This window comes from Undibacterium sp. GW821-FHT11B02 (assembly GCF_058808955.1).
In genome coordinates, this window is record NZ_JBXASD010000021.1 from 40,809 (window position 1) to 63,297 (window position 22,489).

The 22,489-nt window shown below is 52.3% G+C and carries 17 protein-coding genes; 8 read left to right on the forward strand and 9 right to left on the reverse strand.

The window, feature by feature from the left end; all coding sequences use genetic code 11:
* Nucleotides 1-168: 168 nt before the first annotated feature.
* Genes AC1RVX_RS28705 through AC1RVX_RS28725 form a run of 5 tightly spaced genes read left to right on the forward strand, consistent with a single transcriptional unit; the run spans nucleotide 169 to nucleotide 6,319 of the window.
* On the forward strand, nucleotides 169-2,730 hold the full coding sequence (locus AC1RVX_RS28705) for a 4Fe-4S binding protein (protein WP_493220043.1): 2,562 nt from the start codon (nucleotides 169-171) through the stop codon (nucleotides 2,728-2,730).
* Complete coding sequence (locus tag AC1RVX_RS28710) at nucleotides 2,727-4,019, forward strand: nitrous oxide reductase family maturation protein NosD (protein WP_493220007.1); 1,293 nt, start codon at nucleotides 2,727-2,729, stop codon at nucleotides 4,017-4,019. Before AC1RVX_RS28705 ends, AC1RVX_RS28710 begins: the two co-directional genes overlap by 4 nt.
* Nucleotides 3,994-4,971 (forward strand): ABC transporter ATP-binding protein, encoded by a 978-nt coding sequence (locus tag AC1RVX_RS28715; RefSeq protein WP_493220008.1) that lies wholly within the window; start codon nucleotides 3,994-3,996, stop codon nucleotides 4,969-4,971. The genes AC1RVX_RS28710 and AC1RVX_RS28715 overlap by 26 nt, the downstream gene beginning before the upstream one ends.
* Nucleotides 4,972-4,979: 8 nt before the next feature.
* On the forward strand, nucleotides 4,980-5,795 hold the full coding sequence (locus AC1RVX_RS28720; RefSeq protein ID WP_493220009.1) for an ABC transporter permease: 816 nt from the start codon (nucleotides 4,980-4,982) through the stop codon (nucleotides 5,793-5,795).
* Nucleotides 5,792-6,319, forward strand: a complete 528-nt coding sequence (locus AC1RVX_RS28725) for a nitrous oxide reductase accessory protein NosL (RefSeq protein ID WP_493220010.1) — start codon at nucleotides 5,792-5,794, stop codon at nucleotides 6,317-6,319. Before AC1RVX_RS28720 ends, AC1RVX_RS28725 begins: the two co-directional genes overlap by 4 nt.
* 122 nt (nucleotides 6,320-6,441) lie before the next feature.
* Here AC1RVX_RS28725 and AC1RVX_RS28730 read toward each other — a convergent pair whose 3' ends face one another.
* Complete coding sequence (locus AC1RVX_RS28730) at nucleotides 6,442-8,163, reverse strand: methyl-accepting chemotaxis protein (RefSeq protein ID WP_493220011.1); 1,722 nt, start codon at nucleotides 8,161-8,163, stop codon at nucleotides 6,442-6,444.
* A 469-nt stretch (nucleotides 8,164-8,632) separates the two neighbouring features.
* Here AC1RVX_RS28730 and AC1RVX_RS28735 point away from each other — a divergent pair, with 469 nt between their 5' ends.
* The gene (locus AC1RVX_RS28735) at nucleotides 8,633-10,549 is read left to right on the forward strand and encodes an acid phosphatase (protein ID WP_493220044.1); all 1,917 of its coding nucleotides are present in this window, start codon (nucleotides 8,633-8,635) and stop codon (nucleotides 10,547-10,549) included.
* A 65-nt stretch (nucleotides 10,550-10,614) separates the two neighbouring features.
* Here AC1RVX_RS28735 and AC1RVX_RS28740 read toward each other — a convergent pair whose 3' ends face one another.
* Both AC1RVX_RS28740 and AC1RVX_RS28745 read right to left on the reverse strand, forming a co-directional pair.
* Entirely contained in the window at nucleotides 10,615-11,745 is a 1,131-nt protein-coding gene (locus tag AC1RVX_RS28740; RefSeq protein ID WP_493220012.1) for an ABC transporter substrate-binding protein, read from the reverse strand.
* A gap of 208 nt (nucleotides 11,746-11,953) precedes the next feature.
* Nucleotides 11,954-12,673: an ArsR/SmtB family transcription factor gene (locus AC1RVX_RS28745; RefSeq protein ID WP_493220013.1), complete on the reverse strand. Its 720-nt coding sequence runs from the start codon at nucleotides 12,671-12,673 to the stop codon at nucleotides 11,954-11,956.
* A gap of 75 nt (nucleotides 12,674-12,748) precedes the next feature.
* Here AC1RVX_RS28745 and AC1RVX_RS28750 point away from each other — a divergent pair, with 75 nt between their 5' ends.
* Entirely contained in the window at nucleotides 12,749-13,144 is a 396-nt protein-coding gene (locus AC1RVX_RS28750; protein WP_493220014.1) for a RidA family protein, read from the forward strand.
* 256 nt (nucleotides 13,145-13,400) lie between these two features.
* Here the strand turns inward: AC1RVX_RS28750 and AC1RVX_RS28755 are convergent, their stop codons facing one another.
* The 4 genes from AC1RVX_RS28755 to AC1RVX_RS28770 all read right to left on the reverse strand — a co-directional run bounded on the left by AC1RVX_RS28755 (nucleotide 13,401) and on the right by AC1RVX_RS28770 (nucleotide 18,897).
* Nucleotides 13,401-13,739: a gamma-glutamylcyclotransferase family protein gene (locus AC1RVX_RS28755; RefSeq protein ID WP_493220015.1), complete on the reverse strand. Its 339-nt coding sequence runs from the start codon at nucleotides 13,737-13,739 to the stop codon at nucleotides 13,401-13,403.
* 73 nt (nucleotides 13,740-13,812) lie between these two features.
* Nucleotides 13,813-14,928 carry a glycerophosphodiester phosphodiesterase gene (locus AC1RVX_RS28760; protein WP_493220016.1) on the reverse strand — a complete coding sequence of 372 codons (1,116 nt, stop codon included), beginning with the start codon at nucleotides 14,926-14,928 and terminating at the stop codon, nucleotides 13,813-13,815.
* 156 nt (nucleotides 14,929-15,084) lie between these two features.
* Nucleotides 15,085-17,487: a TonB-dependent receptor gene (locus AC1RVX_RS28765; protein ID WP_493220017.1), complete on the reverse strand. Its 2,403-nt coding sequence runs from the start codon at nucleotides 17,485-17,487 to the stop codon at nucleotides 15,085-15,087.
* 516 nt (nucleotides 17,488-18,003) lie between these two features.
* Nucleotides 18,004-18,897, reverse strand: coding sequence for a DMT family transporter (locus AC1RVX_RS28770; protein ID WP_493220018.1), 894 nt, complete (start codon nucleotides 18,895-18,897; stop codon nucleotides 18,004-18,006).
* Between the two features lie 173 nt (nucleotides 18,898-19,070).
* Between AC1RVX_RS28770 and AC1RVX_RS28775 the strand changes: the two genes are divergently transcribed.
* Entirely contained in the window at nucleotides 19,071-20,006 is a 936-nt protein-coding gene (locus AC1RVX_RS28775; protein WP_493220019.1) for a LysR family transcriptional regulator, read from the forward strand.
* Here AC1RVX_RS28775 and AC1RVX_RS28780 read toward each other — a convergent pair.
* Both AC1RVX_RS28780 and AC1RVX_RS28785 read right to left on the reverse strand, forming a co-directional pair.
* Nucleotides 20,003-21,169 carry a hypothetical protein gene (locus AC1RVX_RS28780; RefSeq protein ID WP_493220020.1) on the reverse strand — a complete coding sequence of 389 codons (1,167 nt, stop codon included), beginning with the start codon at nucleotides 21,167-21,169 and terminating at the stop codon, nucleotides 20,003-20,005. The genes AC1RVX_RS28775 and AC1RVX_RS28780 overlap by 4 nt on opposite strands.
* A 51-nt stretch (nucleotides 21,170-21,220) precedes the next feature.
* The gene (locus tag AC1RVX_RS28785) at nucleotides 21,221-22,297 is read right to left on the reverse strand and encodes a hypothetical protein (protein ID WP_493220021.1); all 1,077 of its coding nucleotides are present in this window, start codon (nucleotides 22,295-22,297) and stop codon (nucleotides 21,221-21,223) included.
* Nucleotides 22,298-22,489 lie beyond the last annotated feature (192 nt).

Consider the following 22,489-nt stretch of genomic DNA (forward strand, 5'->3'; position numbering starts at 1 on the left):
TGTTGTAGTTCAGGTGTTGCCCAGCGCGTGCTGGGCAACACTTTTTTTCGAATACAAGACGAACACACAAGTCTTGCAGGGATATGAATGTTGTCACTTAAAAAAAATCTGGCCTTTGGTTTGCTGAAAGCCGTGCTGGCAATGTTGGGCTATCTGCTGCTCGCCAGCATGGGGACCGCGCATGCCAGTGTCAGTGCCAGCTCGGGTTCCAACACTTATGAAGCACCTCTGCCGCCAGAGTTAAAAACCGCCAGGGATATGTGTGCCCTGCTGGATTGCCGAGCCGTTTTTCCTGGTGCCACCAGCTTTTCGGAAAGAATGGGCCAGCCGCCCTATGTCGAGGCATATGGCGATGCTGTTGCGGGTAAGAAAACCTTGCTCGGCTATGTCATGTTGTCCACTGATATCACAGACATGCCAGCTTATTCCGGCAAACCAGTGGTCACGCTGATAGGCATGGATACCAAAGGTCGCTTTGTCGGCATCAAAGTCATTAAACATTCTGAACCTATCTTGTTGCTGGGCATACCGGAATCAGCCCTGATCAATTTCAACCACCAGTATCTGGGCAAATCCGTCGCCGACAAGATTGAGGTTGGCCAGTCCCGGCCAGAAGAAGGCGTGCTTGGCGTAGATGCAATCTCTGGTGCGACCGTCACGGTGATGGTGCAAAACCAGGTCTTGACTACCTCGGCCAGTACCATCGCGCGGCAGGTCGGCATACTGGCACCAGTCAAGCGGGTAGCCGCCAATTTTGCGGTCACGGGCAAAAACTATGACTGGAAAGAACTGGTCAAACAGGGCGGTGTGCAACACCTGCTGGTCAGCACCGAACAACTGGGGTTGGAAAAATCCAGCGAACCATTCATCGAACTCTGGTTTGGGGATCTGAATCATCCGGATATCGGCAAGAGCCTCATCGGTGAAAGCGTCTGGAATAACCTGCGTTCGCAATTACAAGAGGATGAGTATGCCATCTTCATTATCCGCACCGCAGGCAAGGAATCATTCAAGGGTTCCGGCTTTGTCCGTGGTGGCATGTATGACCGGGTGCAGGTCAAGCAGGGTGCAGATTCTTTCACTTTCCGCGACCTCGATTACCGTAACCTGTACGGCATCACCGCTGCCGGTGCACCGTCCTATAACGAATCTGCCATCTTTATCATCCGTTCGAAATCCTTTTCTGCAGCTTACCCATGGAAGCTGTCTTTCCTTGGCAACCGGGTAGACCGTGCCACTGGCACGCGCAGCTTTACCACCTTTGACGCCAAATACTGGCTGCCCGATGCCATGCTGGTGACAGGCAGGCCAGAGGTGGAAGATGGCGACGTCACCTGGAAACGTATCTGGAAAAACAAGCGTGTGGAAATCGCCCTGTTCGCCCTGCTGCTGATAGCCGTCACCGTGGTCTATGCCCTGCGTAAGCAATTGACCCGCCGTGCTACTCACAAAAACAAATGGCCGGTGAATATCTTCAAATACAGTGCCTGGGCGCTCAGTATTTCTTTCCTTGGTTTTGGCCTGATGGCGCAGCCCTCGGTCACCCAGGTACTGACCTGGTTCCATTCCCTGTTGTTCCAGTGGACCTGGTCTTTGTTCCTGACTGACCCGTTTATTTTCCTGTTCTGGATTTTTATCATCGTCACGGTTTTCCTGTTTGGCCGTGGTTTGTTTTGTGGCTGGATGTGCCCGTTCGGCTCATTGTCCGAGGCTATCTACAAATTCGGCAGCATGACAGGTCTGAGGCGTCTGCAAGGACATCTGCCCCGCAAGATGCATGACAAGCTGAAGTGGCTCAAGTATGTGATCTTCTTTGGCTTGCTAACGGTATCGATGTTTTCCATGGGCCTGGCAGAAAAACTGGCTGAAATTGAACCCTTCAAGACCACCTTCCTGGTTGGTATTACCCATCGCGCCTGGCCATATGGCTTGTTCGTCTGCACCTTGCTGGGAATCTCGCTATTCATAGAGCGGCCCTATTGCAAATACATCTGCCCGCTGGGTGCTGCGCTGGCCGTGCCGAGCACCTTCCGCTGGTCAGGCTTGCGGCGCAAACAGGACTGCAATAGCTGCAAGGCTTGTGCGGTGGGCTGCGGCTCGCTGGCGATTGATGCCGATGGCCGCATAGACCATCGCGAATGCCTGCATTGCCTTGACTGCATGGTCTTGTACACCGATCCCAAAGCTTGCCCACCTTTGGCGAAAGAAAGAAAACGGCGCGAGCGTGAAAACCTGCCGATTCAGTCCATAGGCCGCGATGGTTATTTCATCCCTATCTATCCGGTAGCCAGCAAAGTCAAACAGATACCTGACCCGCGCATGCCGACTGATCCTGTCACACCGCCATACAATGCAAGTACCAGCATGGGATGGATTGTTTCGGAAATCATTGACCATCTGTGGCCATGGAGTGCCGAGGGCTGGGCCAAACAACGCATGCTGCAAATCAGCGGTATCGTGCTGGCACTGGCTGCCAGCCTGGCGTGGGTACTGACAGCATTTGGCAATCTGTCGCCTGGTGCCATTATTGCCTGGTGGTTTGGCTGGAGCGTGTATGAAGTATTGATACGTCTGTCGGGTCGCCGCTATGTCAAGGATGGCCCATGGTGGAAGAAGAATTACCGCTATGCCAGTGTGATGGATATGTTGTGCTATGTGTCTTTCAAAAACCTGCTGATTGGCGCGACCCTTTTCATCACGCTCAAGACTTTCGGGTTGCTCAGCGTATGAAGCCCCCGCTATCATTATTAGTGGGCTTGTCTCTGGCGACGCTGCTCACGCAGTTCACGCTGCAGGTACAAGCCGCTATTGTCGATGTGCGGGTCAACGAATCTATACAGGCAGCCATACAGCATGCGCGGCCCGGTGATGTGCTTGAGGTTGCCGCTGGTCGCTATGACGAAAATCTGCACATAGACAAGGCGCTGACTTTGCGGGGCAAGGCAGGCATGCCGCGTCCCACGATCAGTGGTGGCTTGCACGGCGATACCATCAGGATCACGGCAACCGATGTCACGCTGGAAAACCTCATCATCCGCGATTCTGGCGACAGCCTCAAGGACCAGAACGCGGGTGTGTATGTCTACCCTGGCTCGCATCGCACTGTCATCCGCCATTGTGATTTGACTTACAACCTGTTTGGCATGTGGATAGAAAAATCCCAGGATGTGTTGATAGAACATAACCTGATCACCGGCAAGCGCGAATACAATTCGTCGCAGCGTGGGAATGGCATACAACTGTATAACACCACAGGGGCCAGGATATTGGCCAACAACATCAGCTTTGTGCGTGATGCCCTGTATGTGGATGTCTCGCATCATGCAGTCTTCAAGGGCAACAGGCTGCACCACAGCCGTTATGGCACGCACTATATGAATTCCTACTACAACCTGTGGGAAGACAATGACAGTTATTACAACCGTGGCGGTTTGGCGCTGATGGAAACCCGTGACCAGATCGTGCGTAATAACCGCACCTGGGGTAATTCTGACCATGGCATCATGTTGCGCACGATACAGGATTCTGTCATCGAAAATAATATCATCGCCGGTAATAATCGCGGCCTGTTTATCTACGATGTCGAATACGTCAAGATCAGCGGTAACCTGATCGTCGATAATCATGTAGGTGTGCACTTGTCGGCAGGTTCTACCCGCAATCAGGTCGAAGGCAATGACTTTATCGGCAACCATGAGCAAGTGCGTTATGTCGGGGCCAAGGATGAAATCTGGGGCAAGGAAAGCGGCAATTTCTGGAGCAGTTATATCGGTTGGGACAGAAATGGAGACGGCATAGGTGATATCCCGTTTGAAGCCAATGACATGGTTGACCGCATGAGCTGGAAGCACCCCGGCACCAATCTATTGATGGCCAGCCCTGCTGTACAGGCATTGCGCCTGGTGGCACAACAATTCCCTATCTTGCGCGTGCCGACGGTGGTCGACCCCAAGCCGCGTATGCAGGCACAACATCAGCAATGGAAAACCTGGAATGGCAAATACTTCCCCGGCAAATAATCGCTCATCTGCTCCCGTGCCTGCCTCTGCGCCCGCCATTCAGATCAGGCAGGTCAGCAAGCATTATGGGCAATTGCAGGCAATCAACCAGGTCAGCCTGGAGATACGTCCAGGCGAAATCTTTGGGCTGATAGGCCCGAATGGCGCTGGCAAGAGCACTTTGTTCAAGATGATGCTGGGTTTGATCAAACCCAGCAGTGGTGACATCTTGATCAACGATACGGCGGTCAGCGGCAGGCAGTTTCGTGAAATTCGCCGCCAGATCGGTTACCTGCCCGAAAACATCGTCTTGTACGACAATTTGACCGGGTTGGAAACCGTGGAATTCTTTGCCCGCCTCAAAGGTATGGACAAACAGCATTGCCCCGGCTTGCTGGAACAAGTCGGCCTGGCTGCTGCCATGAACAAGCCCATGCGCGAATATTCCAAAGGCATGCGCCAGCGCCTTGGTTTTGCGCAAGCCCTGATAGGCAAACCCAGCGTACTGTTTCTGGACGAACCCACCAATGGCCTGGACCCGGTGGCGATACGGCATTTCTATAGCGTCTTGCACGATCTGAAAGAGCAAGGCGTCACCATTATTATCACTTCACACATTTTGGCTGAATTGCAGGAAAGGGTAGACCGGCTGGCCATTTTGTTCAGTGGTCAGGTACAGGCACTGGGCAGTATCGCAGAGTTGCGCGAACAAATGCACATGCCCTTGCGAATAGAGTTGGAATATGACGTAGCCAACCATGCGGCAGATACTGCCATGGCGACTGTCCGGCAAACACTGGACAGCATACCTGGTGTCAGCTACCAGCCCCATGTCCGTGGCCTCGCTGTGAATTGCAGCCAAGCCGCCAAGATGCAGGTACTGGCGACTGCCATGCTTGCTGGCCCGCATTTGCGCAATATAGACATCAGGAATTCTTCACTGGAAGACCTGTTTTTTGGCTTGACCGATTGAGGCGCAATATGGAATGGACACAGATATTCACCCTCGCCGCAAAAGAATTCCACGACCGCATACGCAATAAATGGGTGTTGGCGATTGCGCTGGTATTCACTGCTTTTTCACTGATCATCACTTATTTCGGCGCGGCCCAGCAGGGACAGATCGGTATCAAATCCATAGAAGTGACCATCACCAGCCTGGTCAGCCTGGTGATCTATCTGATCCCCTTGATCGCCTTATTGCTCGGTTTTGATGCCATCGTTGGTGAGCGGGAACGTGGCTCGCTTGACCTGTTGCTGACGCAGCCCATCACCCGCCTTGAGCTATTGATGGGTAAATACCTGGGTCTGGCGGCGGCGCTGGGTTTGTCCACCATCATTGGCTTTTCACTGGTCGCGGTGCTGGTATTCCAGCGCTATCAATGGAATGGGCTGTTCCAGTATCTAAGCTTCGTTTTCAGTTCCATCTTGCTGGGCCTGGTTTTTCTCAGCATGGCCATGCTGGTGTCGGTGCTGGCCCGTGAACGCACGCGCGCTTCCGGCATGGCAATTGCCCTGTGGTTTTTCTTTGTGCTGGTGTTTGACCTGGTGTTGCTTGGTGCCCTGGTTGGCATGGCCGACAAATACAATGGCGACCTGTTTGTGTACCTGTTATTGCTGAACCCGGCTGACGTGTTCCGCATTATGAATATTTTTTCCCTGGATGACGTACGTTCCATGTATGGACTCGTCAGCATCATTCCTGCCGCCCTGGCCAAGCCATGGGTCATGCATGCCGTCATGGCAGGCTGGATCATCACACCACTCGCCTTAGCCCGCTGGAGATTTACATCATGAAAAACCACCCCTCTGGAGTTACCAGATTGCCTGCCATATGCATGCTCTTGTTACTGACAGCCTGCAGCCCCGCTGCCAGCGACAAGGCTACCAATGCACAAGACCCCAGCAAGCAAACTGCCTGCAGCCTGGACGGCATGTTGCTGACAGAATACCCCGGCCCCAAGGCACAGATACTGTATGAAAGCAATGATCAGCCCGACTTCTTTTGCGACACCATAGAATTATTCCATACCGTGCTCTTGCCTGAACAAGTCAGGCGCATACGTGCCGTGTTTGTGCAAGACATGGGCAAAGCCAACTGGGACAAGCCGGAAAACAACTGGTTCGACGCCAGGACAGGCTATTTCGTGTTGGGCAGCAAACGAGCAGGATCAATGGGGCCGACCATCGCCAGCTTTGCTGCTGAGGCAGATGCACAAGCCTTCATCAAGCAATGGGGTGGGCGCATACTCAAATATGCAGACATTACAGCCGACATGGTTGACCTGAGCGGCGGGGCTTTGCACGATAGTAGGATGTGAGTAAATCTGCGGGAAATATAACCCGCGCTTTACCTATGGATAAGAAAATGCTTTTTTCTATCCTGCACATTGCCCACGCTGTCCTGCGCTGCACCTTGATGGAAAAGGAACTGGTACCCCGATCAAAACTCTTCCCAATCATCCTTCCCCGAAGCCGATGGATTTTCCTTCGCTGGTGCAGAAGTGGCCCGCTTCACCGCTGCCGGTTTTTTGGCAGCCGGTAAAGCACGAACATTTTTGTTCACCCCGGCGGATGCAGGGGCCGCAGTGCTTTTACGCACAGGCGTGGCAGCAACTGTTTGGTGTTCACTCAGCTTGAAGGTGCTGACCAGTTGCACCAGATTTGCTGCCTGGTCTTGCAATGACTCGGCTGCAGCGGCGGCCTCTTCTACCAGTGCTGCATTTTTTTGCGTCACAGAGTCCATATCGGCCACGGCACGGTTGATTTGTTCTATACCAGCTTCCTGCTCATGACCGGCTGCGGTCAGCTCACCCATGATGTCGGTGACGTGACTGATGCTAGATACGACTTCGTTCATGGTAATACCGGCCTGGTCAACCAGGCGGCTGCCGGTTGCGACTTTTTCTACCGAATCGCTGATGAGGTCCTTGATTTCCTTGGCAGCACTGGCAGAACGTTGGGCAAGATTACGTACCTCGGACGCGACCACGGCAAAACCGCGGCCCTGTTCGCCAGCACGGGCAGCTTCGACAGCAGCATTCAGCGCCAGGATATTGGTTTGAAAAGCGATGCCATCGATCACACTGATGATGTCCACGATCTTTTTCGACGATTCATTGATCATACCCATGGTGTCTACCACTTGCGACACAACATGCCCGCCTTTGCTGGCAACACCTGCCGCTGATACTGCCAGTTGATTTGCCTGCCGGGCATTGTCACCATTATGTTTGACGGTAGAGGTCAATTCTTCCATGGACGAAGCCGTTTCTTCCAGAGAACTGGCCTGTTCCTCAGTGCGGGATGAAAGATCAAGGTTACCAGTCGCAATTTCAGATGATGCACCGGCAATGGTATTTGCCCCGGTCCTGACCTGTGCAACGATATTGGCAAGACCTTCCTGCATGCTTTGCATGGCTTGCAAGACACGCCCAATTTCATTGTTTGAATCAACTTCGATTTTCTGACTCAAATCACCATTTGCCAATCTTTCTGCCGCATGTCGGGCAATCAATAAAGGCTGGGTAATTGCACGGACTATGGCATAAGCGCTGATCACCGTTAACACAATCGCCAGGGCAGTAACAATCGCCATGGTCAGCCTCGCCGTATAGAAGGAATTGTCTGACTGTTTTGCAGACTCTATCGCACCGCTATGATTAAGCTCTATCAGTTTAGCCAGTGTGTCACTTGCACTGTCGAACAGTTTTTTTGATTCTCCTTCCAGTATGGCCTTGGCCTGGTCGTTTTCATTTTTTCTTGAATGATCCAGCACCTGCTCATGAATCTTCATATACTTGCCCCAGTCAAGCATAAAACTGGCATAGAGCTTATTTTCTTCTTCACTGCTGATGAGCTTGGAATAGCGTTGCAAGTCTTTATCCAGCGTAGCCAGTAATGTCACCATGTTTTTTTCCAGGCCAGCCATGGCAGCATCATCGGTATTGAGTACATGCTGGAATTCGATGATGCGAAAATTAGATGTCCGCGAATTGATCTGGTTGACCACTTCCACACTAGGTAACCAATTGCCTGTGATCTCACTGGTCGCATCTTTCATGACGACCATCTTGAGAAAGGCGGTACCTGCAACCACCACCAGTAAAGCAACAATTAAAGTGAAAGTGCCGATAAGGCGGGATGAGATGGAAAGATTCTTCATGAACAATCCTTTGGGCAGCATTATGCAGAGATAAGGGACTACCGAGTCGCATGCTGAAACAGCATGGATTGGACACATGGTAGGCGGTAAAACCTTTACCACATTGACTTGACACAAGATTTCACGCTTGCAAGCAACAAGGTGAGATGTTTACACCACATTGGATTTCCATGGGGCAACACAACCTGTCGCACATTATGCTGCACATCAGTTGTCATACAACCGTCACACCCATCCTCTATTATTCCCCCGCTGCAATTCTTTCTTCCTACACGCTTTTCCAAGGTTTTTTAAAACTTATTCCAACGGGTTTCATATCATGCAAAATTTATCAGGACTTACACAAAATTGTCCCAACAAGGCGCAGCGACGAAGACAGTACTTTAGTACGGCTAGGAGCTGCAACGCAGTTGGGGCGGTTTTGGGTAAGTCCAATTTATATGTATTTCGCCGCCTGCCGCTGGCGATCATGGTCAGCACCGCCTTGATGTTGGTAGCTTGTGGTGGTTCCAGCACTCCAGCTGCGGTGGATACACCACTGATCATTCCTTCCCCTCCGGCTGACCCTGGTGTGGTAGATACAGCCCCTGCCGCTGCCAATGTGCCTGCCTTTGTCGACAATGTGGCTACCAATCAGCGCGGTGATGCCCGTTACGCCACGCTGGACACTAATGCCGGTGTGCGTGTACTGGCAGGTTTTAAGGATATCTGGAAGCCTTTGACAGAAATCGTCGATGCGGGCCAGACAGCACCAGCGGTAGATAGCTTCCCGGCGGTCGTGGCATCCAAATGGACCGGCTTGCCGAATGACGGTACACCTGGCGGCACTATCCTGAACCAGGGTGTGCATGATGCGAATATTCAGTTTGTCATCGATACCACCAGCAAGCGCACGGCTGACCAGGAACTGGCCGCCTATCTGGATGACCGTCGTGGCAAGGGTTATAGCGTGACAGATGGCATGGGCCCGTTGACCAGCGCCTGGCGTCAGGCGGCACAGCAAACCACCACGATCACTGCTATTGCATCTGATTCCGGCACGGTTTTGTACAATGACACAGGCAACAATACTGGCGTGGGCAGTACCACCAATACCAGCTTTGGCAATGTGGTTGACCTGGTTAATCTGGTAGGCAACAACGGTTCTACCGAACCGGCCAAACGTTTTTACAAATACGCACGCCCTTATCGCTGGAACAGCAAGGTCATCGTTGCCCCTTCATTGATACCGGCAGAAAGCACCACGCCAGCAACCGATGGTGGCTTCACCAGCGGCCATGCAGCCGAAGCCACACGTGACGCACTGGCCATGGCCTATGTCATGCCAGAGCGTTACCAGGAAATTTTGGCACGTGGCCTGGAACTGGGTGAAAACCGTATCGTCGCTGGCATGCATTCACCACTGGATGTGATGAGCGGACGCGTGCTGGCACAAGCCGTAGCCGCCGCCAATTTGGTAGACCCGGCCAATGCCAGCAAAAAAGCCGCCGCAGTCACGCAGGCACACACAGCGCTGATGGCCCTGACCAATACCACCGCAGATGGTTTCAATGCCTATGCCCATTCTGGCACGACAGCCACGGACCGCTTTGCTGACTATGCCACCAACAAGGCTGGCTACCAACGTCGCCTGACGTATAACTTTGCCCCCATCGCCAGCACCACAGTAGCACCCGTGGTGCCAAAAGGTGCTGAAGTATTGCTGGAAACACGCCAGCCCTACCTGAGCGATGCACAAAGACGTGTGGTGCTGAAAACCACTGCCATCGCCTCTGGCTATCCGGTATTGGATGATGCCGAAGGCTGGGGTCGTCTGAACCTGTTTGCTGCTGCTGATGGCTATGGCAGTTTCTTTGGCAACGTGGTGGTTACCATGGATGCCAGCAAAGGCAGCTTTAATGCACAGGATACCTGGCGCAATAATATCTCTGGCGCGGGGAAATTGACCAAGCTGGGCAGCGGTAGCCTGAAGCTGGCTGGCAACAATAGCTGGACTGGTGGCACGCAACTGGATGCAGGCTCACTGGAAGCCAATTCGGCAACGGCCTTTGGCACAGGCGATGTGTACAACAGTGCTGGCACGCTGATCTGCAACAGCACCAGCAATGTCAGCATCAGCAGCAAATACACCCAGTTAGCCACAGGCACGCTGGAAGTGGATTTGCGCAGCGCACAAAGCCAACTGGTAGTTGGCAGTACCGTGACCATTGCTGGCGGCACTCTGCGTATCAAGTTCATGAACGGATATAAACCAGCAGTTGGTGATACGCTGACCGTCATCACCGCAGGCAGCCTGAAAGGTAAGTTCACTACCATCACGGTAGATGGTTTCACCGCCACACCTACCTATACCGACACAGGCTTGCAATTGCGTCTGGCGGCATAATCTGGCAGCCTCAAAAATTAAATCGCTGCCTCAGTCAAATGAGGCAGCGATTTTTTTACTAGCCACTAATAAGCAAGCCGTCCGTTCATACTAATCACCGCAATATCCAAAAATGACGAGCCACGCCGATTGGTATCACCAAAATCAATCGCAAACCCACCTATACGATAGTTACGCATCCCCTTCAGTGCCTGTGTGATTTTTTCTGGTGTCGGCTTGGCACCAGCGGTTTTCAGCGCTTCCATCATCAGGCGCATATTCATGTAGTTTTCAAAACTGAGCGGGCTGGCAATCGTACCCTTTCCATAGGGCGAGGCCAGCAATGCCTGATAGTCTTTCGCCAGTTGCAGTGAACCCCCGACAGGATTGGGTACGACCTGGGTAATGGCCAGGCCACGCACGCGGCTTTCACCAGCAAAATCAATCAAGAGCTTGGGTGGCACAAACGACAGGGTATAAATTTGCGATGCGCCGGTCGGTGCGTCATAGGCTTTCATGAAGTGCATGACCGCTTCTGGCACACCCATCAAAAAAATCGCCTGGGGTTGCGCGGCGATAATCTCTTTGGCCTGTTTGCTGAAATTGGTTTCACCAGATTTGTAGGAAGTTTTCAGGATGACTTCAAACTTGTGCTCTTGCGCAGCCCTGGCAATGCTGTCATTGATGCTGGCACCAAAGCCATCATCCTGATAAAAGACAGCCACTTTTTTCAGACCCAGTGTGGACACGATACGGGCGATTTTGAATACTTCGTCGTTATAGCTCGGGCGGGTATGAAAAATCTGTTCCGACCCTGCACCACGTATGGCTTCTGACCCGCTGAACACACCCAGCAAAGGCACCTTATATTTGTTCAGCGTGCCAGACTTGATGATGGCCAGGGTATTGGCCGTACCAGCCGTGTTGACGAAAGCCATCACGCCATCTTTGGTAATGGCGTCTTCCACCAGCCCGGCGGTTTTGGTGGCGTCATAATGATCATCTTTGGCAACCAGGGTGATTTTATTGCCGTTGATACCGCCCTGGGCATTCACCTGTTCGATAAAACCACGCGCCATGGTCAAGCCTTCATTGGCGGTGATGGCGATGGGGCCGGTCAGGCCAGTGACATACCCGATTTTGATTTCTTCAGCGTGGGCGACACCCATCCCACAAGCGAGGGCCAACAGGCCGGCCTGCCATTTTTTAAAAAGCATTTTGTCTCCGTTATATTTTTATGTGGATCACTCTCTTGTTGTGCCAGGAGCAATTCCAAAGACCATTCTGTATGCATTAATCATTTTTAGCAACAGACGGGACCGCAAGCACAGACGAAATAATCAAGCACTTGCTTGTTTACGGGTGTGAGAGGTGGTTGTTAAATTGAGACAAGCCGGGATGCAGGAACAAAGCCAGCCGCAACTTTTAAACACGCAGGCCCAGCAATTGCAGAAATGCCTGCTGGCCCTTGGGTGTGATGGTGACCATGCGCGAACGTGGTGTACGTAGTATCCAGCTTTCACGGACAAACAAATCCAGCAGCGCTGCGCCCAGCACGCCAGCCAGATGAGGGCGACGTTCGGTCAGGTCTATGCAGCAGCGTGCATACACGCGACGGCTGCTGGCATGTTCATTCGGGTGTATGCCCAATGCGGCAAGCTTGCCTTGACCTTGCGACGTCAGCTTGAAATCCTTGCCTGCCGGTTGCAGCCAATTTTCTTTCAGCATGGCGTCGAGTATTTGTACAGCCAGCTCACCTGCCAGGTGGTCATAACAGGTCCTGGCATGTAAAAATTCGCTGGGCATGCGGCGGGCCAATGCCGCTTGAGGTGGTGGGCGCGATCCAGCAGATTGGCTTGCTGCACCCAGTACCGCCATGCTTTCTATGAGGCTGGCGGCCTCTGCACTGGCAATGCGAAAATAACGATGGCGTCCATGTGACTGCGCCAGCAACAAGCCGCCATCAACCAGCTTGGCCAGATGGGCGCTGGCAGATTGCGCCGACACATTCGCCGCAAATGCCAGTTCCCCCGCCGGGCGCGTGGTGCCATCAATCAGCGTCCAAAGCATTGCGGCCCGTGCCGGGTCTGCCAACAAGCCAGCAATGCGGGGAATGCTAGTGGAAATATTGCTTGCGTCGTCCATACTTCATCCCGGGCTGAAATGTCAGTACGCTATCTTGCCGATAATGGACATCCCTGTCCACAACGAAAGCAGAAAATGCATATCCCTCACAATATCGGTATCGCCAGCCAGATAGGCAAATACAGCGATGCGATTGAAGTTTCTAACTCAGTTACCAACCCGGTCAGATGGTTGTTTACTTCCGGTACACCAGGCTTGGATAAAGAAGGCAACTTGCCCGACAATGTCAGCGACCAGGCAGAACTGGCCTGGAGCAACATCACCAGCCTGCTGGCACAGGCCGACATGACCATAAGCGATATCGTCAAAATAACCCATTATCTGACGCGTGAGACAGATATTGCTGACTACGTTAAAGCGCGTAGTCGTTTCATTGGCGATGCACGCCCGGCATCGATGTTGCTGATCACCCCTGCCCTGGTCAAGCCGGGTTTTCTGGTTGAGATAGAGATTATCGCTGCCAAAGCTTGATCATCAGGACTAAGGCAAAACTGCCCCAGCTGCAACACAGCTGGGGCAGTTTTGTGCAAGCCTTATCATAAATGCGATGCAACAAGGGACTATATCATCTTCCGTCGCCCCCATTTTGCACTGCTCCGCAGGACACAGGGAGAGCGTAGATGGGACGTTCAAAGGCTGCACTGACACGCTATGATTCAACAGCTTACCGACATTTCAGTCGTGCCAGTCTACTTGAGCATTTTTTCGCTGCCAATTGGTATGCACATTAACGAGCATCGACATAAACCCAGGCTGTTCTACCAGAAGCTAACGAAGCCGAGACGCGTTTATAGTCAGACACCTCGTATTTGTCAGCTCTAGCAAGTTCATCCTCAGTCACTTCAAAAGCTGTTCCGGCAACCCTATCCTCTGGCACATTGGTCTGCTTCACGATGGGGTGATGCGTTTTCCCACTTTTTTTGACCACATCAGGATCTTCTATCAACACCATCGATTGATGAAACCCAAGAAGTTCATCAGCCGCCCCCACTAGCTCACGCCCGAATGTTGCCAATTGCACCTCTTTCTGTTGAAGAGTCCCATAAGAAAATAGAAGCTGAGTCATGTTGCTGTCATGTTGTTGTATTGGATTGAACGATGAAATTTTTACGCTATCGATTCTATCTCAAAAATCAACCTCATCCAGAAATGGCCTTACGCCCCAAAGCACTGTCATCAGAGAAAAAGCCATCGATGCCCGCAGCGATATAACGCTGCATTTCTGCCACTGAGCCTTTTTCGTTCCGGGCATCTTCCCCTTTGTCATCACGGAAATCTGCGGCAAGGAAACGGTTTTCCGGGCGGAAGGTCCAAGTATGTACCAGCAAGCCAGCTTCATGTGCATCATCGATCAGGCTGGTGGGCTGGCCCAGTTTGCCATCTGCCAGCAAGGGGATCAGGGCGCGGGTGGGTGGGGCCACCACGTCAGCATATTTCGCCATTTCACGCAAACCCTGCTTGCTGCACATTTTGCCAAACGTCAGGTCACCACCGGCAGCGACCACATCTGCCGGACGGACATCACCACGCTCAACCAACTGCATGAGACGGATATTTGGGCGCTTGCCCAGCACACTGCGGACATACTTGAGGTTGGCGACTTCAAACGACTGTATCTCCAGCGGGCAGCGGCGTGTGTATTCATGGGCGGCAATGATGTTCAGGAAGCGGTCTTCCAGCGGCAAGCCTATGCTGTTGAAATAGGTTGAATGCTTGAGCTCTGGTATCAAGCCTATCACCTGCCCTGTCGTCGCTGCATGGGCGGCAGCGAAATCGATGATTTCTTCCCAGGTCAAAATCTGGAACATGCCATCGTAGGCTGTGTTTTGCGGGCGCACCTTGGGCAGGCGTTCTACGGCGCGCAGGGTTTTCAGTTCTGCCAGGGTAAAGTCTTCGACAAACCAGCCTTCTTGTGGTCTGCCATCGATGCTTTTGCTGGCGCGTTTGGCGGCAAATTCCGGCCTGCTGGCAACGTCGGTGGTTTCACTCAAAAATGCTTCATGACGCGCCACCAGCACACCGTCCTTGGTGATGACCAGGTCAGGTTCAATATAATCAGCACCATCGGCAATCGCCTTGGCATAAGACGCCAGCGTGTGTTCAGGCCGCAGGGCAGATGCGCCACGGTGGGCAAACAACTCTACCTTGCTTTTGCCTGCTGCCAGCGCAGTGGGTATCAAACCAAATTGCGCGCCACCCAACAGCGCGGCAGATGCAGCGGCTGTTTTCATAAAATGTCTACGTTGCATACTCATGTTATTTTCCTTTAGAACCTGTTTACGATCTGTAGCGAGCGAGCGTCAGCGGGAGTGAAGAGCAGCGCAAAAAGCGGAATGTACTCTAGTACATGAGCATTTTGAGCAGCGCATGAGCCCCGATCACGCGCGCGCAGTAAGATCGTAGACAGGTTGTTAGAAGCTGCCACCAAAAGTGACGAACACCTGGCGCGGTGCAATCGGGAAGGTATTGTAAGTGCCATTGGCTGCGCCAACCACCACCACCGATGTGCCGGTGACCTGGTTCAGGTTAGTGACATTCAAACGCACTCTGGCATTTTTTAAAAAGCCATTTGCTTCCAGCGGGATTTTTGCCGTCACACCCAGGTTCAGCATGAAGTAACTATCGACGGACAGGTCATTGGTATAAGTTGCATAACGCTTGCCGACGTAATCACCGCTCAGTTGCGCTTCGATATTGCCAAAGGTGGCGGTGGCGACGAACTTGTTCATCCATTCCGGGCTGCCGGGTACACGCTTGCCTGCGGTTGCCACCAGTGCCTTGCCATTGCTATAGTCATCAGCATACACGGAACGATTGTAAGACAGTGCATTATAGAAGCTGAAGTTTTTACCAAAGAACAAAGTACCGGCGATATCAATGCCGTCAGTGCTGACGCTGCCGACGTTGGCGAGCACAGGGTTGCCGCCAACGATGGATGAAATCACTGGTGTCGGACTGATCTGCAACAGACGGTTGCTGAAATCGACATGATAGATATTGACCTGGCCATCCACCTTGTCCAGCACGCCCAGATCCAGGTTGCGCTTGCCGCGCCAGCCCATTTCATAGGTGACCGATGTTTCTGGCTGTGCCGTGTTCTTGAACAGATCAAAGGCCGACTGGCTGGCCAGGCTCCATGGGGATGCGCCACCACCGCCATAGGTCACAAACTGGCGCAGATTTTTTTGTGCGTTGATGAAGAACTGGTCACGCGGGCTGATTTCCCACAGCAAACCCAGTTGTGGCAAGAACCATTTTTTGGTATCGATCTCGCCCACCGGCAAGGCCAGTGAACCGCCAGATATCGCGCCCGGCAAAGGCTGGACCGGGAAATCGCCTTTTGCGTATTGCAGGCTGGATTTAAAACCGGCCTGGACAGCAATGTCCGGACGCACACGCCATTCATCCTGCAGATGCAACTGGATGACGTTATTGCGTATCTCGCTGCCGTATTGGGTAATCAGCGGGTTGGATGGACGGTCATAGGGCGAACTTGGCTTGTTCACGTCCAGTGCATACCAGCGGCGATAAGCCGATGATTCATTATGTTCCCACCAGCCGCCGAATTCAATCTGGTGATCACCCCAGGTGGTACGCAGATTGGATAGCAGGCCAGAACGATGGATATCATATTCCGTCGTGCGGGTAGCATAGCCAGAATTACCAAACACCTGTTTCAGGTTCTGGTTAGGAAAATACACGCTGAACAAGGCTGGCAAGCCCGCCGCACCGATAGGCCCGGCAACCACACCGACGCCATCATCACGATGGAAATACACTTGATTGGACCAGACGGTATCGTTGTTCAGGTTCCAGTCATATTTGGCATAAGTCAGCACGTCTTTGCGCTGGGCATCGCTATAGTAATTGCGGTAGTTGGAACCATCGGCTGCCGGTGTGGCACCGGTTGGTGAAAGATAATTCAGTGCCGCAGCAAAATCAGGGTACAAGAACGGGCGTGTATACGGTGCACTGGTTTCGCCAGTCACATGTACGGTGCTGTCTTCGTTTGGTTCTGTCTTGTCGTTGTAATTGAAATACAGGGTCAGCTTGCCAGCGTTTTGGGTATTGGTGAACTTGGCATTGAATTGCTTGCCGCCCTGCTTGCCATCAAAATCCCAGGCGCGGGCATCTTGCCGCATGACGGCAATGTAAGCGGCATTGCCATCACCAAAATTGCCGGTATCAAAACGGACAAAGCTGCGTGAGGTGCGGTAGCTGCCAAAGGTTTGTTCTATATTGGTTCTTTGTGTCGCCAACGGGTCGCTGGAAAACACTTCAATCGTACCACCCAGATTGCTGGTGGAGGCGGTCGCCAGGTTACCTGCACCGGATGACAAAATCACGTTCCTGACGTTTTCACTGATGACGGCGCGCTGTGGTGACAGGCCATTGTAATTGCCGTATTGCTGATCACCCAGCGGCACGCCATCCATTGTGTAACCCAGTTGCTGGCCGTTGAAACCGTGTACAAACAGGCTCAGGTTTTGTTCATTATTACCCCATGGGTCAGCCGTGGCAAAAGTCACGCCTGGCAGTGTTTGCAAGCCCTTGACAGGGTTGGTACCCGGCAGGATTTTCTGTAACTCTGCACCACGCATAGAGACCGCAGAACGTGTGGTTTGCGATGAAATTTCTACCGTAGCAATACCGGCATCCGCCTTCTCATTTTTATTCTCGTCTTTGGCTGGAGCAGTTTGTGCGCTGGCCAATTGGCTGAAGGCCATCAGACAGGCTGCCGACATGGCGAGCATGCGAAATGGAGATGATTGTGAAGATGACTGGGCGTGTTTTTTTTGTTTGGCGGATATCATGAATTTCTCAGAAAAAATCGGTAGCAGCATCGGGATGTCACAAAAAAAAGCGCGCACAAGCCCCTTTCCGGGCAACGTTCGCATTGCCAGAAAAAACTGAACCACGTTTAAAAAATTAGATTAAATGATGGAAGAAATCGCTTGGAAAACCGCCGAAGTGTAGTGCTGTTTTATGACCTTGCAGTGACAGCAACTATTTGTGACATAACAGATCGATGAAAATTTTTGATCAGATTGTCCATGCAGAATGAAGACATCTCCCCGCAACGGGGAGATGTGGGAGTAGAAGTAGAAAATTACGTAATAGGGCTTACGCAAAATTGTCCCAGCAAGGTTGTCACTTTTAGGAAACCTCCCTTACAGGGGAGGTTCGTTACGTCTGCAGGCAACATGTTGCCTGAAACCCCGACTACACCGCAGCGACGAAGACAGTACTTTAGTACCAGATTTTGCCGAATGCGGGAGCTGCAACGCAGCTGGGGCGGTTTTGCGTAAGTCCTAAGAAAAAAACTATGCTTAACGCTGCCCCCACCACACACCCACCAACGCCAGCAAGCCACCCACTGCGTGATACACATGCAGTTGTTCGTGCAGCAGTGCAAAGGCAGCCAGAGCCACAAAGACCGGCAGCAGATTCAGGTACAGGCTGGCGCGCGCTGGCCCCAGGCGTTTGACGGCATGCATCCAAAAGAATGGTGCGCCGATAGAGGCAAACAATGCCGCATACAATATCAACGGCAGATTCTGCATCGTGACCGGTGAAGCCGGTGCCAGCCACCAGAATGGCAACAACAAGAGTACGCCAAACCCAACCTGCACATACAATTGCCGCCAGGTCGTCAGGGGAATGGCCCAGCGTTTCAACAAGACGCCATACAAGGCATTCGACAAGACGGCAATCAGCATCAGTACATCCCCCAGCTGGACGGCCCCGTTCAGCAAAGCGGTTGGATGTCCCTGCGTACACAAGTACAGCAAGCCCGTCAACGACAGGGCCGCACCACCGATGCGCGCAGCACTTAAAGTTTCCCCCGCCAATAGCGTTGACAAGGATGCGGACATCAGCGGCATCAATGCCACGATCACCCCCATGTGAACGGCTGTGGTAGTCCGGGCTGCCTCATAGGCAAGACCCTGATACATGCCCATGCCAAGGCAACCCAGCACAGCCAGCTTGTGCCAGTGTGCAGCAACGATGGCACGTTGCTGCCAGACCGGACGTAACAAGAAAGGTGTCATCAGCAAACCTGCCAGCACCCAGCGGTACAAGGCAATGGCTGCCGGTTCAATCACCACCGATGCGGCTTTGGTGACGATGGTATTGCCGGTCCAGATAAGTACGGCCAGCAAGGGATACCATGAAAATTGCAAGGCAACGCGCGGCATGCTGGTCTGGATTTCTTGTTGCACAGTGTTACTCCTGTATGCATTGAAATGCGGTGATGCATCGTCCCCTATCCGCACCCGTGTGTAAAGTGAGACAATTGCAACTCATTCGTGCGTTTGGTGCATTGGTGCATTGGTGCATTGGTGCATTGGTGCATTGGTGCATTGGTGCAGCGTTGCCGTCATGGAGTATGTTGATGAATCAGCTTGATTTCAATTTGTTGCAGGATCTGGATGCCTTATTGCGTGAAGGCAGTGTGGCGGGTGCTGCACGCCGCCTGCACCTGAGCGCGCCAGCCATGAGCCGTCGCCTGACCCGCCTGCGTGATGCCATAGGCGACCCGCTGTTTGTCCCGGCTGGCCGGGGCCTGGTACCGACCCAACGTGCGCTGGACCTGCGTGAACGTGTGCAACAGGCGATAGAAGAAGTGCGTGGCGTCTTCGCCCCCGATCAGGTGGATTTCGCAAAGCTTGAACGCACCATGAGCATTCGTGCCAACGATGGCTTTGCCGGGGCCTGGGCGTCCCGTCTGGCGGCCACGATCGCTGCCGAAGCACCTGGAGTCAGCTTGCGTTTTATCACACGTACCGACAATCATATTTCAGCCTTGCGCGATGGCGGGGTGGACCTCGACATCGGCGTGCTGGATGCGCCAGAGCCAGAAATACACAAGCAGACATTGTTACAGGCAGGTTTTGTCGGCGTCGTGCGCAAGCATCACCCACTGGTGGGCAAACAGGAAGGGGCTGACATCATGGACATCAGTGCACAAGACTTTGTGTCGTGGCCGCATATTGCCGCATCACGCTGCGGGCTTGACAATGAAACGATCAATGAAGCTCTCAGGCAATCCGGCCTGCAACGCCGCGTCGCTGCCGTTGTGCCCGGTTTTCAGGCGGCATTGATGATGGTGGCAAGTTCGGACATGGTGGCTGCCATACCCGAGCCATTTGCCCGCTGGGCCATGCCCTACCTGCATCTGCATATCTTCAAACTGCCGGTGGCAATACCAGACATAGAAATTTCACAAAGCTGGCACCCCCGCCACCATGCCGACCCAGTACACCGCTGGTTGCGTCAGCATGTAAAGACAATGTGTTCGACTGCCGGGGGCAGTCTTGACATAGATTAAGGCTGCAAAAACTCTGCCACAGCGGCCTTACCCGCAGGTGTCAGGAAGGGCATTATCTGTTTGTAGGGAATGTTGACATTGTCTTGACATGAGCCCGTGCGATAAAGAAAACTCATCCGAAACACCATGCCATACTTACCTGCATAGGGATTGTCCACATGAAAAGTATCATCACTTCTGCGGCACATTTCTACGTTCAACCGTTCTTCCAGCATCTCTCTCAGGCGTGTTTTTTGTCCGTTTTCGCCGTCAACACTCTTGGCACCATGTTTGAGCCACAACCAAGTATCGATAACTTTTCCGGTATGGAGATCGAACGATTCATATTCCTCGTAAGCATAGGTATGCATACCTTCACAAACAACGCCTGATAGCCAGTCTTTTACGACCAGCTTGCTATCAGTCCAAAGCAGTGGTTCAAAACCTCGCCCCCAATAACTTGTGTCATTATCTCCAATATTTCGTATGCAATCATAAAATTCGCCCGCAGCTTTTCTTAACCAAATGCGAGAATAGTCATTGAAATTCTTGCTACCGGGCACACTGGCTGGCAATTCAAATGTAATGGCAGCCGGAGTTATGATGCTGCGGTATTCCCGACCCTCGAATTTCATATCTTTAGAGGTATGTCGCAAGCCATCTTCCAAGGGTTTGTAAAATTCGGCTCCACAAGTATCGTAATAGGTAACCCCGGCACCATCCATAGCTGGTACTTTCGTCAACTTGACTGGTATACTTTTTTTACCGTCGGGGCTGGTCCAGGTCACATCCAGCGTATTACCGGCACTGCCCAGGCCTGCCACGGTCCAGCTGCTTCTCTTCTTTCCGTCGTCACCGTTAAGTCCGTTGACTTCCTTCCAGCGGGTGGTTATTGTGCGCGCTGCTCTGTCTTCTGGATTCAATATTATCCCACGCAGATTTCGCAGATAATAATATTGCGCATAAGAATCAGAGTCAAAACACATCATGACTTTGTCGTCACCTATGCTGCCCTTCCATATACCAGCATAGGGCAGATCGGCTGCCTGCGCTGTGACGCCAAAGAATAAGAGAAACAAGGTGTAAAGCAATTTCATCGTGTGATCCTGCGAAGGGAAAAAAAGGAAAAAAATTGGACTTGCCAATATATACCTGCGCTCTTGAATTGGCAATTCAACATGCATGAAAACGAATGATCAGCTTGCCATTGTCCGACAATGAATGGCCAGGCTGGACTATGGCCGCAGAAACTCTGCCACAGCCGCTTTGCCCGCAGGCGTCAGAAAAGGCATCATTTGTTTGTAGGGAATGACGATGTCATCGTCACACACGCGCATGGCATGAAAATAGTAGGTCTTGAACACCATGCCATCTTTGCTGGCGTAAGGGTTGCCGGTAGAAAAAGCTTCACTGACTTCACGACATTCTTCTTGGTCCACGTGTTTTTCCAGCATTGCGCGCAGGCGTGGCTTTTGTTCGTTTTTATCCTTGCTTTCCACACTCTTGTCACCTTGTTTGATCCACGACCAGGTGTCGATAATTTTGCCGGTCTTGAGATCAAACGATTCGTATCCCAGATAAGCATTGCCATGTGGCCCACCACAAAAAACTTCTGGCATCCAGTCTTTTACCACCAGTTTGCTATCAGTCCAGATCACTGGTTCCAGATTGCGGTCCCAGTCAGAGCCGCCATTGCCACCGCTATTGTGTATGCATTCATAGGATTCAATCGCAGCCCGCTTTAACCAGTTGCGGGTATAGTTATTGAAGTTCTTGCTACCGGCTACACTGGTTGGCAGTTCAAATGCGGTACCAGTCTGGGTGACGACGCTGCGGTATTCCCTACCCTCAAATTTCAGATCTTTGGTGGTATAACGCAGGGCATCTTCTATGGGGCGATAAAATTCAGCACCGCAGTCAGGCTGGGAAGCTTTCGCGGCAGGCACTTTTGTCAATTTGACTGGCATGCTTTTTTTACCGTCGGGGCTGGACCAGGTCACATCCAGCGTGTTGCCAGTACCAGCTGTAGCGGCGTCTGCCACGGTCCAGATGCCTGTAGTCTTTTCGTCATCACCATAGCGTCCGTTCGTTTCTTTCCAAAGACTGAATGCAGGTGCTTTTTCATCCGCCATCAAGCTGATGCCACGCAAATGTCGCACATAATAATATTGCGAATCAAAAGCAGAAGAAAAACAGACCATGACCTTGCTGTCGCCTATGCTGCCTTTCCAGGTACCGGCAAAGGGTAAATCAGCTGCCTGCGCTGCGACACCAGACAATAAGAGAAACAAGGCGTAAAGCAATTTCATCATGCAATCCTGTGAAGGAAAATATTGGATTTGCCAATATATACCGGCATTCTCAAATTGGCAATTTACCAATTTAACGCGCATGAAAACGAATGATCGGCTTGCAATTGTTGGAAATGCATCAGCTCGTCACGTGCAGATAAGAGCTATTACATGATTATGTGTACGGCCGTACTCTATTTACTCGCCTTTTCA

Excerpts from the sequence above, each read along its gene's own strand:
- AC1RVX_RS28705 (WP_493220043.1), top strand. The coding sequence starts at position 169 with ATGGGGACCGCGCATGCCAGTGTCAGTGCCAGCTCGGGTTCCAACACT.
- AC1RVX_RS28710 (WP_493220007.1), top strand. The coding sequence starts at position 2,727 with ATGAAGCCCCCGCTATCATTATTAGTGGGCTTGTCTCTGGCGACGCTG.
- AC1RVX_RS28715 (WP_493220008.1), top strand. The coding sequence starts at position 3,994 with ATGGCAAATACTTCCCCGGCAAATAATCGCTCATCTGCTCCCGTGCCT.
- AC1RVX_RS28720 (WP_493220009.1), top strand. The coding sequence starts at position 4,980 with ATGGAATGGACACAGATATTCACCCTCGCCGCAAAAGAATTCCACGAC.
- AC1RVX_RS28725 (WP_493220010.1), top strand. The coding sequence starts at position 5,792 with ATGAAAAACCACCCCTCTGGAGTTACCAGATTGCCTGCCATATGCATG.
- AC1RVX_RS28730 (WP_493220011.1), bottom strand. The coding sequence starts at position 8,163 with ATGAAGAATCTTTCCATCTCATCCCGCCTTATCGGCACTTTCACTTTA.
- AC1RVX_RS28735 (WP_493220044.1), top strand. The coding sequence starts at position 8,633 with ATGGTCAGCACCGCCTTGATGTTGGTAGCTTGTGGTGGTTCCAGCACT.
- AC1RVX_RS28740 (WP_493220012.1), bottom strand. The coding sequence starts at position 11,745 with ATGCTTTTTAAAAAATGGCAGGCCGGCCTGTTGGCCCTCGCTTGTGGG.
- AC1RVX_RS28745 (WP_493220013.1), bottom strand. The coding sequence starts at position 12,673 with ATGGACGACGCAAGCAATATTTCCACTAGCATTCCCCGCATTGCTGGC.
- AC1RVX_RS28750 (WP_493220014.1), top strand. The coding sequence starts at position 12,749 with ATGCATATCCCTCACAATATCGGTATCGCCAGCCAGATAGGCAAATAC.
- AC1RVX_RS28755 (WP_493220015.1), bottom strand. The coding sequence starts at position 13,739 with ATGACTCAGCTTCTATTTTCTTATGGGACTCTTCAACAGAAAGAGGTG.
- AC1RVX_RS28760 (WP_493220016.1), bottom strand. The coding sequence starts at position 14,928 with ATGAGTATGCAACGTAGACATTTTATGAAAACAGCCGCTGCATCTGCC.
- AC1RVX_RS28765 (WP_493220017.1), bottom strand. The coding sequence starts at position 17,487 with ATGATATCCGCCAAACAAAAAAAACACGCCCAGTCATCTTCACAATCA.
- AC1RVX_RS28775 (WP_493220019.1), top strand. The coding sequence starts at position 19,071 with ATGAATCAGCTTGATTTCAATTTGTTGCAGGATCTGGATGCCTTATTG.
- AC1RVX_RS28780 (WP_493220020.1), bottom strand. The coding sequence starts at position 21,169 with ATGCATGTTGAATTGCCAATTCAAGAGCGCAGGTATATATTGGCAAGT.
- AC1RVX_RS28785 (WP_493220021.1), bottom strand. The coding sequence starts at position 22,297 with ATGATGAAATTGCTTTACGCCTTGTTTCTCTTATTGTCTGGTGTCGCA.